14 protein-coding genes are annotated in these 14,932 nt (G+C 72.8%); 9 read left to right on the top strand and 5 right to left on the bottom strand.

Translation table 11 applies throughout. The annotated features are described in order from the left end of the window. Positions 1 to 6: 6 nt before the first annotated feature. Entirely contained in the window at positions 7 to 1,053 is a 1,047-nt protein-coding gene (locus AB0I15_RS05600; protein ID WP_358090628.1) for a hypothetical protein, read from the bottom strand. Between the two features lie 358 nt (positions 1,054 to 1,411). On the opposite strand from AB0I15_RS05600, the gene AB0I15_RS05595 reads away from it, so the two are divergent. Next, positions 1,412 to 2,638: a cytochrome P450 gene (locus AB0I15_RS05595; protein ID WP_358090625.1), complete on the top strand. Its 1,227-nt coding sequence runs from the start codon at positions 1,412 to 1,414 to the stop codon at positions 2,636 to 2,638. Here AB0I15_RS05595 and AB0I15_RS05590 read toward each other — a convergent pair. Next, positions 2,629 to 3,219, bottom strand: a complete 591-nt coding sequence (locus tag AB0I15_RS05590) for a TetR/AcrR family transcriptional regulator (RefSeq protein ID WP_358090622.1) — start codon at positions 3,217 to 3,219, stop codon at positions 2,629 to 2,631. The genes AB0I15_RS05595 and AB0I15_RS05590 overlap by 10 nt on opposite strands. Positions 3,220 to 3,337: 118 nt before the next feature. Here AB0I15_RS05590 and AB0I15_RS05585 point away from each other — a divergent pair, with 118 nt between their 5' ends. Then, complete coding sequence (locus AB0I15_RS05585) at positions 3,338 to 4,447, top strand: aldo/keto reductase (protein WP_358090619.1); 1,110 nt, start codon at positions 3,338 to 3,340, stop codon at positions 4,445 to 4,447. Here AB0I15_RS05585 and AB0I15_RS05580 read toward each other — a convergent pair. Then, positions 4,351 to 5,424, bottom strand: a complete 1,074-nt coding sequence (locus tag AB0I15_RS05580) for an AraC family transcriptional regulator ligand-binding domain-containing protein (RefSeq protein WP_358090617.1) — start codon at positions 5,422 to 5,424, stop codon at positions 4,351 to 4,353. The two genes, AB0I15_RS05585 and AB0I15_RS05580, sit on opposite strands and share 97 nt — an antisense overlap. A 122-nt stretch (positions 5,425 to 5,546) precedes the next feature. Here AB0I15_RS05580 and AB0I15_RS05575 point away from each other — a divergent pair, with 122 nt between their 5' ends. The 3 genes from AB0I15_RS05575 to AB0I15_RS05565 all read left to right on the top strand — a co-directional run bounded on the left by AB0I15_RS05575 (position 5,547) and on the right by AB0I15_RS05565 (position 8,324). Next, positions 5,547 to 7,088: a nitrilase-related carbon-nitrogen hydrolase gene (locus AB0I15_RS05575; RefSeq protein WP_358090615.1), complete on the top strand. Its 1,542-nt coding sequence runs from the start codon at positions 5,547 to 5,549 to the stop codon at positions 7,086 to 7,088. A 91-nt stretch (positions 7,089 to 7,179) separates the two neighbouring features. Next, complete coding sequence (locus AB0I15_RS05570; RefSeq protein WP_358090613.1) at positions 7,180 to 7,404, top strand: hypothetical protein; 225 nt, start codon at positions 7,180 to 7,182, stop codon at positions 7,402 to 7,404. After that, positions 7,365 to 8,324: a cytochrome P450 gene (locus AB0I15_RS05565; protein WP_358090610.1), complete on the top strand. Its 960-nt coding sequence runs from the start codon at positions 7,365 to 7,367 to the stop codon at positions 8,322 to 8,324. Before AB0I15_RS05570 ends, AB0I15_RS05565 begins: the two co-directional genes overlap by 40 nt. Here the strand turns inward: AB0I15_RS05565 and AB0I15_RS05560 are convergent. Both AB0I15_RS05560 and AB0I15_RS05555 read right to left on the bottom strand, forming a co-directional pair. Beyond that, positions 8,311 to 9,675 (bottom strand): serine hydrolase, encoded by a 1,365-nt coding sequence (locus AB0I15_RS05560; protein ID WP_358090607.1) that lies wholly within the window; start codon positions 9,673 to 9,675, stop codon positions 8,311 to 8,313. The two genes, AB0I15_RS05565 and AB0I15_RS05560, sit on opposite strands and share 14 nt — an antisense overlap. After that, positions 9,672 to 9,920 (bottom strand): hypothetical protein, encoded by a 249-nt coding sequence (locus AB0I15_RS05555; protein WP_358090604.1) that lies wholly within the window; start codon positions 9,918 to 9,920, stop codon positions 9,672 to 9,674. The genes AB0I15_RS05560 and AB0I15_RS05555 overlap by 4 nt, the downstream gene beginning before the upstream one ends. A 183-nt stretch (positions 9,921 to 10,103) precedes the next feature. Here AB0I15_RS05555 and AB0I15_RS05550 point away from each other — a divergent pair, with 183 nt between their 5' ends. The 4 genes from AB0I15_RS05550 to AB0I15_RS05535 all read left to right on the top strand — a co-directional run bounded on the left by AB0I15_RS05550 (position 10,104) and on the right by AB0I15_RS05535 (position 14,910). Next, positions 10,104 to 11,075, top strand: a complete 972-nt coding sequence (locus AB0I15_RS05550) for a helix-turn-helix domain-containing protein (protein WP_358090601.1) — start codon at positions 10,104 to 10,106, stop codon at positions 11,073 to 11,075. Positions 11,076 to 11,137: 62 nt separating this feature from the next. Next, the gene (locus AB0I15_RS05545; protein WP_358090598.1) at positions 11,138 to 11,908 is read left to right on the top strand and encodes a hypothetical protein; all 771 of its coding nucleotides are present in this window, start codon (positions 11,138 to 11,140) and stop codon (positions 11,906 to 11,908) included. Between the two features lie 124 nt (positions 11,909 to 12,032). Beyond that, the gene (locus AB0I15_RS05540; protein WP_358090595.1) at positions 12,033 to 13,352 is read left to right on the top strand and encodes an FAD-dependent monooxygenase; all 1,320 of its coding nucleotides are present in this window, start codon (positions 12,033 to 12,035) and stop codon (positions 13,350 to 13,352) included. After that, positions 13,345 to 14,910: a hypothetical protein gene (locus AB0I15_RS05535; RefSeq protein ID WP_358090593.1), complete on the top strand. Its 1,566-nt coding sequence runs from the start codon at positions 13,345 to 13,347 to the stop codon at positions 14,908 to 14,910. Before AB0I15_RS05540 ends, AB0I15_RS05535 begins: the two co-directional genes overlap by 8 nt. The last annotated feature ends 22 nt before the right edge of the window (positions 14,911 to 14,932 follow it).

Raw genomic sequence — 14,932 nt, 5'->3', positions numbered from 1 at the left:
GGCCGGTCAGTCGTTGCTCAGGCCCTGCCGACGCCGGATCTCCGACAGGCGCGCGGCCAGTTGCTCGGCCTGGATCCGGGCCGCCGTGGCGTTCTGGCGGGCCTGTTCGCAGCGTCGGCGGATCTCCTCCATCCGCCCACGGGCCTCGGTCAGGTCCGCCGTGAACGGGGTGTCGCGAACCGGCGGGTGACGGCCGGGGCCGCCCGGGGCGCGGCCGGCGGGCTCGGGGCGCCCGTGCTGCTCACGTTCGATGACGGCCTGATCGCGGTCGGCCCACGCCGCCATCCGGTCGGCCGCGGCGTCGGCCCGGTCTCTGGCGCTCGCCTGGCGATCGCGGCGGGCCTGCAGCCGGTCCTCCCGTCCCGCGGCCTCATGAGCCTGCGCCACCGCCGCCGTGTCCTCGCGCGCCAGCATCCAGGCCTCGTGTACGTCCGCGTCTCCTCCGTCGCGCCCCCGCTCGGCGGCCTGCAGCTCGCGCTCCAGCACCTCCGCCTCCCCGGTCACCCCGGCAGCACCCCGCACACCGTCCGCACCACGCTCCCCTTCGCCCGGTACGCCGTCCGCACCGTCGCGCTCCCCGGCAGTCCTGTCCAGTTCGTCGACAGTCCTGTCCGGCTGCCCGGCGACCTTGGCTGGCTGCCCGGCGGTCCTGTCCGGCTGGTCGGCGGCCTTGCCCGGCTGGTCGGCGGTCCTGTCCGGCTGGTCGGTGGAGCGCAGGGCGTCGTAGAAGGCGCGGTCGGCGGCATGGGCGGCCGCATTCGTGCGCTGCCCATGCCGGCTGCGCACGACAGCGACGGCATCACGCTGCACGGCCGCGTCGTCGCGCAGGCGGGCGGCGACATCGCGCAGCTCAGCCGCCCGGTCCCGGGCCGCGGCGGCATTGTCGCGGGTCTCGGCGTCTCCACCCGGCGCCACCGGTCCGCCCGCGCCGAGCCTCTCGCGGAGCAGTGCGGCCATCCGCACGGCCTCGGCCCCGAGTGGGTCATCCCCCACCTGCCCGGCCAGGTCGGCCAGCAGTTTCGCGACGGCCCAGGCCTCCTGCTCATCCAGCATCTCTGGACCTCCCGGCTGGGAGAACATCGCCTCCCGGCCTATATGCCCGAGCCCGCGATCACTAAGCGAGCACCGGCCCAGCCCAGGCCACCGGCCCTCTTGAGCCGGCGTCAGGGAAACGATCGGACAATCGGTGAGCCCGTGCCGGACTTCCCGGGTTTTCCACCGGAGGAGGTCCGGCCCATCGGGGGACGCGCGATAAAGAAACAGCGTCCGCGTGCGGGTCTCTTCGGAAATACTCTCTGGCTTGCCGCGCATATCATTCCAGAAAGACGCCGAGAACGAGAACGTACCGCCGCCGCCGACCGGGACGTTATAGTCAGGGCGGTTGCCGGCTTCCTGGCAAAGGGTGATGGGCATGTCCCTGGGCGATCTCTACGACCCTCTCCGTGCGCACCTGAGCGATCCCTATCCCTTCTACGCGCGGGCGCGCCGCGAGGAGCCGCTGTTCTTCTCGCCGGTCATGGGCGCCTGGGTCGTGACGAAGATGGCCGACGTCCGCCGGATCCTGCGCGACGGGCGCACCTTCTCCTCGGCCAACACGCTGCGGCCGTACGCGCCGTTCCCGCCGGCGATCCTCGAAGAGCTGGCCAAGGGGTTCCCGCAGCGGGAGCTCTACATCACCATGGACGGCGAGGCGCACCGGCGGCTGCGGGCGCCCGCGGCGGCGGCCCTCTCCCCCGAGCGCGTCACCGCGGCCGAGCCGTACATCACCGAACGGGCGGCGCGGCTCATCGACGGTTTCGCCAAGGACGGCGGCGTCGAGTTCATGGCCGCGTACGCCAACCGGCTCCCCGTCGACGTGATCGCCCGGCTGGTGGGCTTCGCGGAGGAGGACGGCAGGGCATTCGGGGACGACAGCCGCGCCGGGGCGGCCATGAGCATGGGGCACCGGTTCGGGTCGGAGGAGGAGCGGGTCGCGTGCGCGCGGGCCTTCGTCCGGTTCCAGCGCCTCATCGAGCGGTACGTGACCGCGCGCCGTGGCGAGCCCCGCGACGACCTGATCAGCGACTACCTGGCCGCGTACGCCCCGGGCGAGGCCGCGCTCACCGACGACGAGACGGCGGGGCTGGTCGGCCTGGTCCTGGGGGCCGCCCTGCCGGGCCACATCACCACCTCCGCGCTGCTCGGCAACGGCCTGCTGCGGCTGCTCTCCCAGCCGGACCAGTGGCGGCTGCTGTGCGAACGACCCGATCTCGTGCCGAACGCCGCCGAGGAGATCGCCCGCTTCGACACGCCGACGCACGTCTTCCTGCGGGTGACGACCACCGACACCAGTCTCGGCGGACGCGACCTGCCCGCCGGCACCGAGTTGGCCGTCTGCCTGGCCTCGGCCAACCGTGACGAGGAGGCGTTCGACCGGGCCGAGGAGTTCGACATCACCCGGGCCCCGCAGGCCAACGTGGTCTTCGGGCAGGGCGCCCACTACTGTCCTGGGGCTGGGCTGGCCCGCCGCCAGGTCGAGATCTCCCTGCGGCTGCTCACCGAACGGCTGCCCGGTCTCCGGCTCGTGCCGGGGCAGCGGATCGAATATCGCGGCACGCTCGACCACCGGGGCCCGCTCGCGCTTCGGCTTCAGTGGTGACGCAGGGCGGCGATGCCCATGTCGAGGGCCGCCTCCAGGTGGGTGGTCTCGCCGGTGGACATCTGGATCAGGACGCCGCCCTGGATGCAGGCGAGCAGGGCGGCCGCCGCGCGGTCGGGGTCGAGGCCGGGGTCGATCTCGCCGGCGGCCTGCATGTGCCGTACGCCGGCGGCGATCTCGCCCTGCCAGCGGTGCAGCAGCTCGGTGACCACGGCCTGGGCGCCGGGTGTGCCGTTGCCCAGGTGTGAGGTGACGGAGTTGAGCGGGCACAGGCGACCCTGCCGCCGGTAGCGGTCGACGACCCGGTCACGCCAGGCCTGCCAGGCGGGCCAGGAGGTGAGGTCGCCGAGCTGGGGCCGCTGGTCCTCCAGCACGCGACCGGCCTCGAAACGGGCCACGGCCAGCAGCAACTCCTCCCGCCCGCCGGGGAAGTAGTGGAAGAGCTGGCTCTTGCTGGTCGCGGTTCTGGCCAGCACGTCGTCGAGGGTCGTGGCGACCACGCCGTGCTCGCGGATGTGCGCGGCGGCGCCCTCGAGAATGCGCTGCCGCGTGGCGGCCCCCTTGCGGGTCAGCGTGGGCATGGTCACCCTCCAGGTTTGGACTCTCCGGTCCATACTAGGGTCGCGCTTTTGGACTTGACAGTCCATTTTCGACTTCGCAAGCTGAGTGGACCGCACAGTTCAGAAAGCGAGTCCATCCATGTCTCTCGACCACTACTACCTGCTCGGACGCTCCGGCCTGCGCGTCAGCCGGCTGGCCCTGGGCACCATGAACTTCGGCACCGGCGGCTTCCACGCCGCGTACGGCAAGACCGAGGACGAAGCCCGCCCCATCCTGCGCCGCTACCTCGAAGCGGGCGGGAACTTCGTCGACACCGCCGACTTCTACACCGCCGGGGAGAGCGAGACCATCATCGGCAACCTCCTCGCCGAGGCCGGCGTACGCGACCGGGTGGTGCTCACCACCAAGTTCACCAACAGCGTCGACCCCGCCGACCCGAACGCGGGCGGCAACGGCCGCAAGCACATGATCAGGGCGGTCGAGGCGTCGCTGCGCCGCCTGCGTACCGACTATCTCGACCTGTTCCTGCTGCACACCTGGGACCGGATCACCCCCGTCGAAGAGGTCGTGCGCACCTTCGACGACCTCACCAGAGCCGGAAAGATCCGGTACGCGGGCCTGTCGGACGTGCCGAGCTGGTACGCGGCCCGCGCCCAGACCCTGGCCGAGGCCCACTCCCTGGTGCCGATGGTCAGCCTGCAACTGCCCTACTCCCTCATCGACCGGACGATCGAACGCGAGCACGTCGCCATGAGCCAGAGCCTCGGGCTCGGCATCACCGCGTGGAGCCCGCTCGGCGGCGGCTTCCTCACCGGGAAATACCGCTCCACCGACCAGGGCCCGACCGGGGAGGGCCGGCTCAGCGGTGCCGGCTCGGCCGGACTCTCGTGGACGGAGCGGGACTGGCGGCTCCTGGCGGCCCTCGAAGGCGTGGCCGGCAAGCTCGGCGTGCCGATGGCCCAGGTCGCCCTCAACTGGGTGGCCGGGAGGCCCGGCGTGGCCGCGGCGATCGTCGGGGCGAGCAGCGCGGACCAGCTCGACGCCAACCTGTCCGCCCTCGACTTCGAGCTGCCGGACGAGCTGCGCGCGGAGCTGGACGAGGCGAGTGCCGTGCCGCCGGACTCGGTCTACCGGATGTTCACGCCCGGCTATCAGAACTGGCTGGTCAGCCCCGGCCTCAAGGTCGGGGACAAGCCCTCCGGGTACGCCCCTTCCGTACGGAACTGGGTGCCCGGAGACGCGGCCTGACGGTAGGCGCCGGGCGGCTGCCCGGTCCAGCGGCGGAAGGCGCGCCGGAAGGCACTCGCCTCGGAGAAGCCCAGCCGCCGCGCCAGCTCCTCGACGGACTCGTCACCGCGGGTCAGGCTCGCGACGGCGGCGTCACGAAGGAGCTCCTCCTTGATCTGCCGGATCGAGGTGTGCTCCGCCCGCAGCAGCCGGCGCAGGTGCTGCGTGCTCACGCTGAGCCGGGCGGCGATGTCGTCGGGGGCCGGCCAGTGCCCGGACAGGCCGTGCTCCAGGATCTTGCGCACCTGGTCGGCCGTGGACGAGCCGTAGTCGCGGGTGGCGAGCCAGCTGTTGGGCTGGTCTCTGAGGTAGTCGGCGAGGTCGTGCTCGTCGCGGATCAGGGGCGCGCTCAGCAGGGCGGTGTCGAAGGCCAGGGTGAGCCCGCCCGCGTCGAACACCGGATGCCGGCCGAAGACGACCTCGTAGTCGGCGGCGTAGGAGGGCTCCGGCCAGGGCAGGGTCAGCTCGCGCAGGGGGATGCGCCGCCCGACGAGCCAGCCCGGCATCCGGTGGATCAGCACGGCCAGGATCTCGGCCGCGAGGTGGTCGGGGTCGTCGAGCAGGCTGAGGTCGATCTCGATCCGGACGAGCGCCTCGTCGGCCGTCACCCGCAGGCGCGGCATGCCGGGCAGCACCTCGCTCGCCTCCACCAGCCGCTGCAGCGCCGCCCGCAGGTCGGGGACGTGCAGCACCGAGCGCATCACGAGCTGGAACGAGCCCGGGGCGAGCGGGGGCCCGAGCCCGAAGAGCTCGTCGCCGGTGAGGATCCACAGCTCCTGCGTCAGCTCCGCGACCTGGTCGAGTGTCACCCCGGGCCGGCAGGTGGAGTCGGCCGGGATCGCGGTGCGGCGCAGCATCGAGCCCACGTCGAGCCCCTGCCGCTCACCGATCCGCACCAGCCGCCGGGCCACGTCACCCAGCGGCGCCGAGCCGCCCACCGGCTCACCCTACTCGCCCAGGTGCGCGGAACGGTCATGACATGCGCTCGAAGCGGTGCTCGGCAGGCCCCGGGGACGGTCCGTAGCTTTCGGAGCACGGACCCGTACGGATGGAAGGGCTTATGACGACCAGCACCATCGGCGTCGAGCGATCGACGCCCTCCGCGCACCAGGGGCGCCGGCGTGACCCGCGCCCTGTCTGGCTCGCCCTCGGCCTGCTTCTGCAGTTGTTCGCCGTCGGCGGCCGGTGGGACCTGCCTCTCGCGGCTTGGGGATTCCTGATCTTCCTGCTCCGGTTCGTGCGCACCGGCCGGGCCGCGCCCGCGCTCGCGCTGGTGTGGCTGACGGGCGTGGCCGGCGCGCTGTTCTGGGTCTGGCAGCTCGCCGTGCCGATGACCCCGCTGACGCTCGTGGGCGTGCTCGCCCTCGGGTCGGCCGCTCTCGTGCCCTTCGCCGTGGACCGGCTGCTGCATCCGGGGCTCGGGCCGGTGGGCAGGCTGCTCGTCTTCCCGGCCGCGCTGACCGCCACCGGGTTCCTGCTCGGCAGCTACAACCCGTTCGGCACCGCGTACGGGCTGCTGGCGGTCACCCAGCGCGGGAACCTGGCGTTGCTGCAGGTGATCTCCGTCGCCGGGCCGTACGCGATCGCCTTCCTCATCGGGATCGTCGCGACCGCCGCCAACCACCTGTGGGAGCACGGGGTGTCCTGGCGCGGCGCCCGGCCCGCCTTCGCGGTGGCCGGTGTGCTGGCCGTGGTGATCGTGGGCGGCCAGGCGCGGCTGGCCTTCGCGCCCGCCGCGAGCTCGCCCACCGTGCGCGTCGCGGGCGTCAACCCGAGCACGGCGTCCCTGGACGGCGCCGAGCGGGTGCTCGGCACGGACCCGGCCGACCTGCGGGGCGTCTCCCGGGTGCCCGCGGACGTGGTCCGCACGGCGTCCGGCCTGATCAGCCGGCAACTGTTCGACGACACCAGGAAGGCGGCGCAGTCGGGCGCGAAGATCGTCTTCTGGTCGGAGAACGCCGCCAAGGTCCGCGCCGACGACGAGCCCGCGTTCCTCGCCGAGGCCGCCGCGCTCGCCCGGCAGCAGGGCGTCTACCTCAGCGTCGCCATGAACGTCTACCTGGGCCAGGCCCCCTACGGCCGCGACCAGACCGTGCTCCTGGGGCCCGACGGGAAGGTGCTGTGGACGTACCAGAAGCGTCATCCCATCCCCGGCCTGGAGAGCTACGAGCCCGGCGTGGGGCCGGCGCCCGTGGTGGACACCCCGTACGGCCGCCTGTCCAACGTCATCTGCTACGACGCGGACTTCCCGGCGATGATGCACGTTCCCGCCGACATCATGCTCGTCCCCGGCGGCGACTGGCCGGAGATGGGACGCACCCACACGCAGATGGCGAGCCTGCGGGCCATCGAGAACGGCTACGCCCTCGTCCGGCAGGACTTCAACGGCTCCTCGCAGGCCTTCGACCGCCAGGGGCACGTGCTGTCGCAGCAGGACACCACGACCGGCGACAATCCGCCGTGGATCGTGGACGTCCCGGTGGCGGGCGGGGCCACGCCGTACAGCGTGATCGGCGACGTGTTCGCCTGGCTGTGCGCGGCGCTGACCGTGGCCGCGATCGGCCTCGGCGTCCGGCGGCGGAAACCGTCGCGGCAGCCGTGACGACGTGCGGCTCGTCCTGCGGTGAGCGGATGGCGGTTGCCCGAACGCGCGGCGTGGGTGACGCTGCTCGTGGGACGACACCATCTGGGAGATGAGCATGGACGAGCCGGCCGGTTCCCGCCCCTTCGTCATCGATCCCACCGGCCGTGACATCCACGGCGAGGCCGAGCGCATCCGCGCGCTCGGGCCCGCCGCCCACGTCGAACTGCCAGGCGGTGTCCTGGCCTGGGCGGTGAGCGACCAGGAGCTGCTCAGGCGGCTGCTCACCGACCCCGGGTGTCCAAGGACGCCTACCAGCACTGGCCGGCCTGGATGAAGGGGGAGATCTCCCCCGAGTGGCCGCTGTTCGCCTGGGTGGCCGTGCGGAACACGCTCACCGCCTACGGCTCCGAGCACCGGCGGCCGCGCGGGCTGGTCTCCAACGCCTTCACCGTCCGCCGTACCGCCGCGCTCCGGCCGCGCGTCGAGGCCATCGCCGAGGACCTGATCGGCGAGCTGGCGACGCCGCCGCCGGGGACGGTGGTGGACCTACGGGAGCGGTACGCGTACCCGCTGCCGATCCGGGTGATCTGCGAGCTGTTCGGGGTCGGCGACGAGGCCACCCGCCAGGAGACACGCCGCTGGGTGGACGCCTTCTTCCACACCGGCAAGGACGTCCCCGACGCCGCCACCGCCTACCCGCGCCTTCAGGAGCTCCTGCGCGGGCTCATCACGGACAAGCGCGAGCACCCCGGCGACGACCTCTCCTCGGCTCTGATCGCCGTCCGCGACGACGACGCACGGCTGTCGGAGAACGAGCTGGTCGACACGCTGGTGCTGTTCCTGAGCGCGGGGCACGAGACGACGGTCAACCTGCTCGACAACGCGATCTTCGCGATGCTGACCCACCCCGGCCAGCTCGCCCTCGTCCGTGACGGCGGCGTCACGTGGGAGGAGGTGATCGAGGAGACGCTGCGCAGCCAGGCGCCGGTGGCGAACCTGCCGTTGCGTTTCGCGGTCGAGGACATCGACGTCGGCGAGGGCATCGTGCTGGGCGCGGGCGAGCCCATCCTGGCCTGCTACGGCGCCGCCGGACGTGACCCGCTCGTCCACGGCCACGACGCCTGCCGGTTCGACGTCACCCGGGAGGACAAGGAGCACCTGGCCTTCGGGTACGGCATGCATCGCTGCCTCGGCGCGCCACTGGCCAGGCTGGAGGCCGCGATCGCGCTGCCCGCCCTCCTCACCCCGCCCTAGGGGTCACCCGGCAGTTCGTGTGCAGGTATTGGGCGGCTCCCTGCTGGAAGTCGTAGATCGCGACGGTCTGGGTGTCCTCGAGCGGGTCGTCCGAGGGCATCAGGAAGTGCGTGTCGCTGATCGGCAGCAGCTCGTAGGTGACGCGATCGGGCTTGCCGAGGAACTCGGCGTGCATGGGGTCGAGGACCATCGTGAGGTGGAGCCGCCCATCGTCGGCCGTCACCTCGTAGCGGGTGCCGAGCCGTTCGTAGACGCCCGTGTACCGGGCCAGGTCGAGCTCCAGCGCCGGGTCCGGCTCCGGCAGGTCCGGGATCGTGGCCGCGCCGAGGCCGGTCAGGATCTCGTTGAACACCTTCCGGTAGAAGCTGTCGCGCGGCCCTCCGTTGGCCAGCATCACGATCGCGAGGTTCGAGTCCGGCAGGATCCGCAGCCGGGCGCTCTGGCCGATGGTGCTGCCGTCGTGGGCGTAGACGGTCTCGCCGTGCCAGTCGCACACGATGAGGCCGAGCGCCCACGCGGGCCCGAACAGGTAGGGGTCCGGCACGGAGACCCGGGACTCCATCATCTCCCTGATGGCCTCGGCCGAGACGATGCGCGTCCCGTTCGCCGCCTTTCCGCCGTTGAGGAAGACGTACGCCATCGCGAGCACCTCCCCGACCGTCGAGTTGACGTTCCCTCCAGGGCCGTAGGCGCGCGGCAGGTGATCGATCGGAGAGATGACCGGCCCCTCTTCGAGGGAGCGGATCACGTGCCCGGTCGCGGCACGGTCCGGAGGGACCTGCTCGGGCCGGGTGCTGGTGGCGCTCAGGCCCAGCGGGACGAAGAGACGGTCCCGCATGATGTCGTCCCAGCCCTTGCCGTCGATCACCTCCATGACGCGGGCCAGGATCGCGTAGCCCAGGGCCGCGCTGTACCCGTGGGTGTGGCCCAGCGGGTGGACCTGGGGCGCGTCGGCGATGTTCGCGACCATGCGCTCGTAGACGTCATCTCCTTCGCCGGGGTCGCCGAAGTCCTCCTCGATGCCGTTGGTGTGGAACAGCAACTGACGAGGGGTGAGCTTCGCACCGGTCTCGGCGTCGGCGACCTCGAAGCCGGGCAGGTAGGTCCGCACCGGCTCGTCCAGGCTCACCTTTCCCTCGTCGACGAGCTGCATGAAGGCCAGGGCGGTCCAGGTCTTGCTCAGGGAGCCGCACTGGTAGACGGTGCCGGTGGTCGCGGGCTCGCGGGTCGAGACGTCCTTGACGCCGACGGCGAGGTCGGTGATCTCGCCGTCATGGAGAACGCCGATCGCCGCGCTCGGGACGCCGTACTCCGCGAGAAGCCCGGCGAGGCGGGCCCGCAGCCCGCTCACTTCGGCAGGCCGACCGCGTTGGAGGCGTCGGCCTCGAGGTATTCGGTCGTCGCGAAGGAGCCGGCGTGGCCGTCGAAGAAGTCCCGCACGCCGTCGACCGAGTCGTGAACGATGATGTTCACCGCCCTGGTCCCGTCGGTGCTCGCCACCGCCAGGGCCCACTTCGACCCCTTGGGCAGCCGGCCGTGCGCCTTCTTCAGCGCACTCCAGAACCCCTTCTCGTCAGAGATCGTGGAAATCGCCATCACATGCATGTCGCCTGTGCCTCCTCTGATGTTTCCGGACGAGGAAACGCTACGTTGCGTTCAAAATATCGTCAACGGAAATAGCGGTTTTGACCGAGATCGTTGCAACAGTATTGTTGGCAAACGCAATGACCGTTGCAATGTAGTGTGGATGAACGCACAGCGACGACAGGAGGCGGGCCGATGCCCGGAGGCAGGCTGACCCACGAGGAGCGGCAGCAGATCGCGGCCTGGGTGAGCGAGGGGCTGGGCTACGCCGAGATCGCCAGGCGGCTCGGCAGGCCGACGTCCACGGTGAGCCGCGAGGTGGCCCGCAACGCCGCGCCCGGCGGCTACGTGGCCGACCACGCCCACCAGACCGCCGGGCGGCGCGCTCGCCGCCGCAAGCCCGTCCGTGCCGTCCAGGAGCAGGCCGACGGCCGGGCGTCCGAGTTCGTGGAGGAGTTCGCGGTCCTGCTGGCCGGGACCGGCCTGTCGCGGATGGCCGCCCGGGTGTTCAGTTGCCTGATCACCTCCGAGGCGGGCAGCCTGACGGCCGCCGAGCTCGTACGCCGCCTGCGGGTCAGCCCGGCCTCGGTGTCCAAGGCCATCGGCTACCTCGAGGCGATGGAGCTGGTCGGCCGCCGGCCCGAGCTCGGCGGGCGCCGGGAGCGTTACGTCATCGACGACGACGTCTGGCGGCGGGCATGGAGAGCCGACACCGGGGCGCACGCCGAGGTCGCTCGGGCGGCGCGGCGCGGGGTCGAGCTGTTCGGGGCCGACACGCCCGCCGGGGGGCGGCTGGGCCAGATGGGGCGGTTCTTCGGCCAGGTCAGCGAGCAGATGAGCGGCCGCAGTCTCACGGACGCCGTCGTGCTCGACGCCCTGACGGTGGTGGCCGCCCTGACACACACCGCCCTGACGGACGCCACACCCGTGGACGGCGCGCCGGTGTGGGTTGTTCGTGCGCTCACCGTGGACGAGCTGGCCATGGCGCTGGGCTGGCCGGCGCGGCGCGTCGCCGACGCTCTGGACGTGGTCGAACGCCATCCGGCCGTCGCCGACCCGCTCGCGCTTCGTCACACCCCGCCCGGCACGTACGCGCTCACCACGAGACCCGACCGCCTGAGCCCGGCGCAGCGAGCCGCGCTTCGCGGGATCGCGGCGGCCACCTGATCGACCGTCGCCGCACCCCCGCTGTAGCATGACCTGATCGTCGCGACTGCGAGGGGGGACCCATGAGTCCTGCAATTCCAGTCCTGCGCTCCACCGTCATCGTGCTCGCGGCGCTGGCGGTCGGCCTGTTACCGGCCACCGCCGCGCAAGCGCACCAGCCGGGCGCCCCCGGCCTGAGGATCAAAGAGAGCCGGTTCCATCTCAAGGCGACCGGCCCCGGGTTCGTGCTGAAGCTGACGCCGCGCGGGCTCGACGTACGCATCGACGAGGACAGGTTCGGCGACCCCGCCACCGGCAACCCGATCGTGCGCCAGACGATCGACCTTACCGGCCTCACCCTCCGGCCCTTCGAATGCCGCAACGGCACGTACACGATCAGGACCGGCACCTTCAAACGCACCTGGCGCGTCTCCCAGCTCGCCAAGCGGCCACTCCCCTACACCGACGGCTTCGCGACCGGCGCGCCGGGCATCTTCACCCCGTTCGTCGGCGAACTCGACGGGACCGTCACCGACGCCGACGGCCGCACCCTGCGCTTCCTCATCTCGGACCTGGTGCAGGAGGTCATGACCGCCGACACCTTCTCCGCCACCGCGCCGATCCACGGGTTCTTCGTCGACGAACGAGGACGCGTCCGCGACCGCATCTCCCTCGTCGGCCGCTTCAACGCCGGTCGTGACGGCCAGAACACCGTCTACGGCATCGAGGACCGCGGCACCTGCCGGCAGCTCGCCAACCTCCCCTACGGGCCGGGCAGCGAGAACGCGGTGGTGACGGGGCCGCTCTTCGTGTTCCCGTTCAGCGCGCCCGTGACGGAGCCCAGGGCCCACTGACCGTCCTCGCGGACGCCCCCCAAGGCCGATCACGGACCCCGGCCGGCCGAGCGGTTGAGCGAGTGCTTAAATAGGCTTAGTGTCGATTTAAGCAGTCGCTCAAACGTGAGGTCGGGGGGCGGACATGCCTGCTGCGGTTGTGGCCGGGGGCGGCATCGGAGGGCTGGCGGCGGCGATCGCCCTGCACCGGATCGGGTGGCGGGTGGTCGTGCTGGAGCGGGCCGACGAGTTCGGGGAGATCGGGGCCGGGCTGGCGCTGTGGCCCAACGCCATGCGCGCGCTCGCCGCCCTCGGGCTGGACGCGCGGGTGCGCGCGGTCGCCGCCGTCGAGACGACGGGCGGGGTGCGGGATCGGGCCGGGCGGTGGCTGCACCGGACGGACAACGCCGACCTCGCGCGGCGGTACGGGTGGCCGCTGCTCATGGTGCACCGGGCCGAGCTGCTGCGGATCCTGCTGGCGGCGTTACCGGCGGCGGCGTTGCGGGCGGGTGGCGACGTGCGGGAGGTGCGGCCCGGTGCGGACGGCAGCGTGGTCGTCGAGCACCGGGGCGGCCGGGAACGGGCGGACCTGGTGGTGGGGGCCGACGGGGTGGGCAGCCTGGTGCGGCGGAAGGGGTGGCCGGAGGCCAAGGGACCTCGGTACACCGGATGCACGGCGTGGCGGATGGTGACCGAGCCTCTGGACGGCCTCGGGGCCGAGGGGGCGATGTTCTGGGGGCGGGGCGAGCGGTTCGGATTCACGGCGCTGCCCGGCGGACGGTTCTACTGCTTCGCGGCGGCCCGGACACCGGAGGGTTCGCCGGTCGAAGGGGATGCGGAGGGCGGTGGCCGGAAGCGGTACGCCGAGGTCGTGGGCCGGTTCGGGGGCTGGCCGGATCCTGTGCCGCGGTTGCTGGCGGCCGTGCCGGAGAGCGGGGTGTTGCGGCACGACGTGTACGAGGCGCCGCCGCTGGACTCCTACGTACGCGGGCGGGTGGTGCTGCTGGGGGACGCGGCGCACGCGATGGATCCGGCGCTGGGGCAGGGGGCGGGCACGGCGCTGGAGGACGCGGTCACTTTGGCGGCCTGCCTGCGAAGCGCCCCGGGGGTCGGCACGGGAGTCGGCACAGGAGTCGGCACAGGAGTCGGCACAGGAGTCGGCACAGGGCTCGACGCGAGGATGGGCACGGAGCTCGACGCGGGGGCGGGCTCGGGGTTCGACGCGGGGCTGAATGCGGGGCTTGCGCGGTATGACCGGGTGCGGCGGCCTCGTACCCGGGCGATCGCGCGGCGGGCGGCGCGGCTGGGGGCGGTCGGGCTGATGGCGTGGGCGCCTGGGGTGTGGGTGCGGGATCTGGGCGCCCGGTTGATGCCGTCCACGCTGCCGGCGCGGTCGATGAAACCCGTCCTCTCGTGGGTCCCGCCTGTCCTGGAGGAAGGGCCGATGAGGGGGATCCATGCCTGACTGGACGTACCAGCCGCTGCGGGGGATCGCGGGGGCGCTGCTGGGCGTGCGGCGGTCACGGCTGGCGGCGCTGCGGGTGCTGGCCTGGACAGGGTCGCTGCCGGGCGGCGGCCGGGTGGTCGCACGGCTGCTCGGGCACCGGCACCCGCCCGCGCACCTGGCGGGGGCGGTGCGCGGGGTCCCGGTGCGCAACCGGTTGGGCGCGGTGGTGCCGCCGGGGGTGGCGTGGGAGGCCGTCCGGGCGCTGCCCCCGCTCGGGGCGGGGCTGATCCTGGTGGAACCGGTCACAGCCGCCGACGTGCCACAGATCCGGGAGGCCGCGACGGGCCGGCGGATCCCCGTGCTGGTACGCACGGAGGACCCGGCCGTCGCGGACGCCCTCGCACCACACGTGGACGCGGTCCTGGCCACGCCCAGCGGGGCCGGCGGGGAACTCGTGCGTGCCGAATCGCCGTCCGTCGATGCGGCCGTCCGGATGCTCGCCGACCCTGGCAGGGTCGTGCTGGCCACGCCCGGTCTGCTGATCGAGGCGGGGCCCGGCTGGTTCGGGCGGGTGATGGAGGCGGCGACCCCGACCGTGCCCGCCCTCCCCCTGCGGGACGCCGTGCGGGGGCCGGCGGCCGGGGGGCGGCCGTGGTGGGGGCTGATGGCGGGCGCCGTCATGGCCGTCGCCGGCATCGTGGCCGCCGCCGTCGCGCTCGGCCCCGTCCTGCTCTGGTACGACCGCGCCTTCCTCGGCATGGACCGCCAGGCGCTGCACGCGGTCAACCACCACCTCGTCCACTTCCTGCGCCACGACCGGATCACGCTGGCGGGCACGATGGTGGCCATCGGCGTCCTGTACGCGGGCCTCGCCGCCGGCGGCATGCGGCGCGGCTGGCCCTGGGCGCGGGAGGCGTACCTGGCGTCGGGGTGTGTGGGGTTCGTGGCCGAGCTCTACCTCTTCGCCCACGGGTACGCCGAGCCGCTGCATCTGGTGCTGACCGCCGTGTTCCTGCCGATGTTCGTGGCCGCGACGCGGCGCTCCTCCGGGGGCCCGCGGTGGACGTCCCTGCCCGAGGGGCCGGAGCGCGAGCGGCGCCGGGCGCTCACCGGCCAGCTCCTCATGGTGATCACCGGGGCGGGGCTGTTCGCCGGTGGCGTGGCCGTGTCGGCCGTCGGTCTCACCGGCGTGCTCGTCCCCAGTGACGTGGCGTTCCTGGGCGCCGGGGCCGACGCGCTGGGGTCGGTCAACGCGCGGCTGCCGTCGTTCGTCGCGCACGACCGGGCCGGGTTCGGCGGCGCGCTGATGGCGGCGGCCACGGCCATCACGCTGCTGAGCGCCTGGGGGTGGCGGCGCGGGGAGTCGTGGGTGTGGTGGACGCTGGCGCTCGCCGCGGTGGCCGGGTTCGTGCCCGCCGTCGCGACCCACCTGAGCATCGGGTACGTCGACCTCTGGCACCTGGCGCCGGTCTTCGTCGGGATGGCGCTGACCACCACCGCGCTGACACTGTCGCGTCCGTATCTCTGTGCGAGAACAATGTCCGCCGCCCGCTCGCACGTGCGGTCTCCTGGCTAGCCTGGCAGTAGGTGGGGGCGTC

This window comes from Nonomuraea sp. NPDC050643, assembly GCF_040654715.1.
GTDB lineage: Bacteria > Actinomycetota > Actinomycetes > Streptosporangiales > Streptosporangiaceae > Nonomuraea.
Note: the sequence above shows the minus strand (reverse complement) of the source record. Positions and strands in the feature narration are given on the sequence as shown.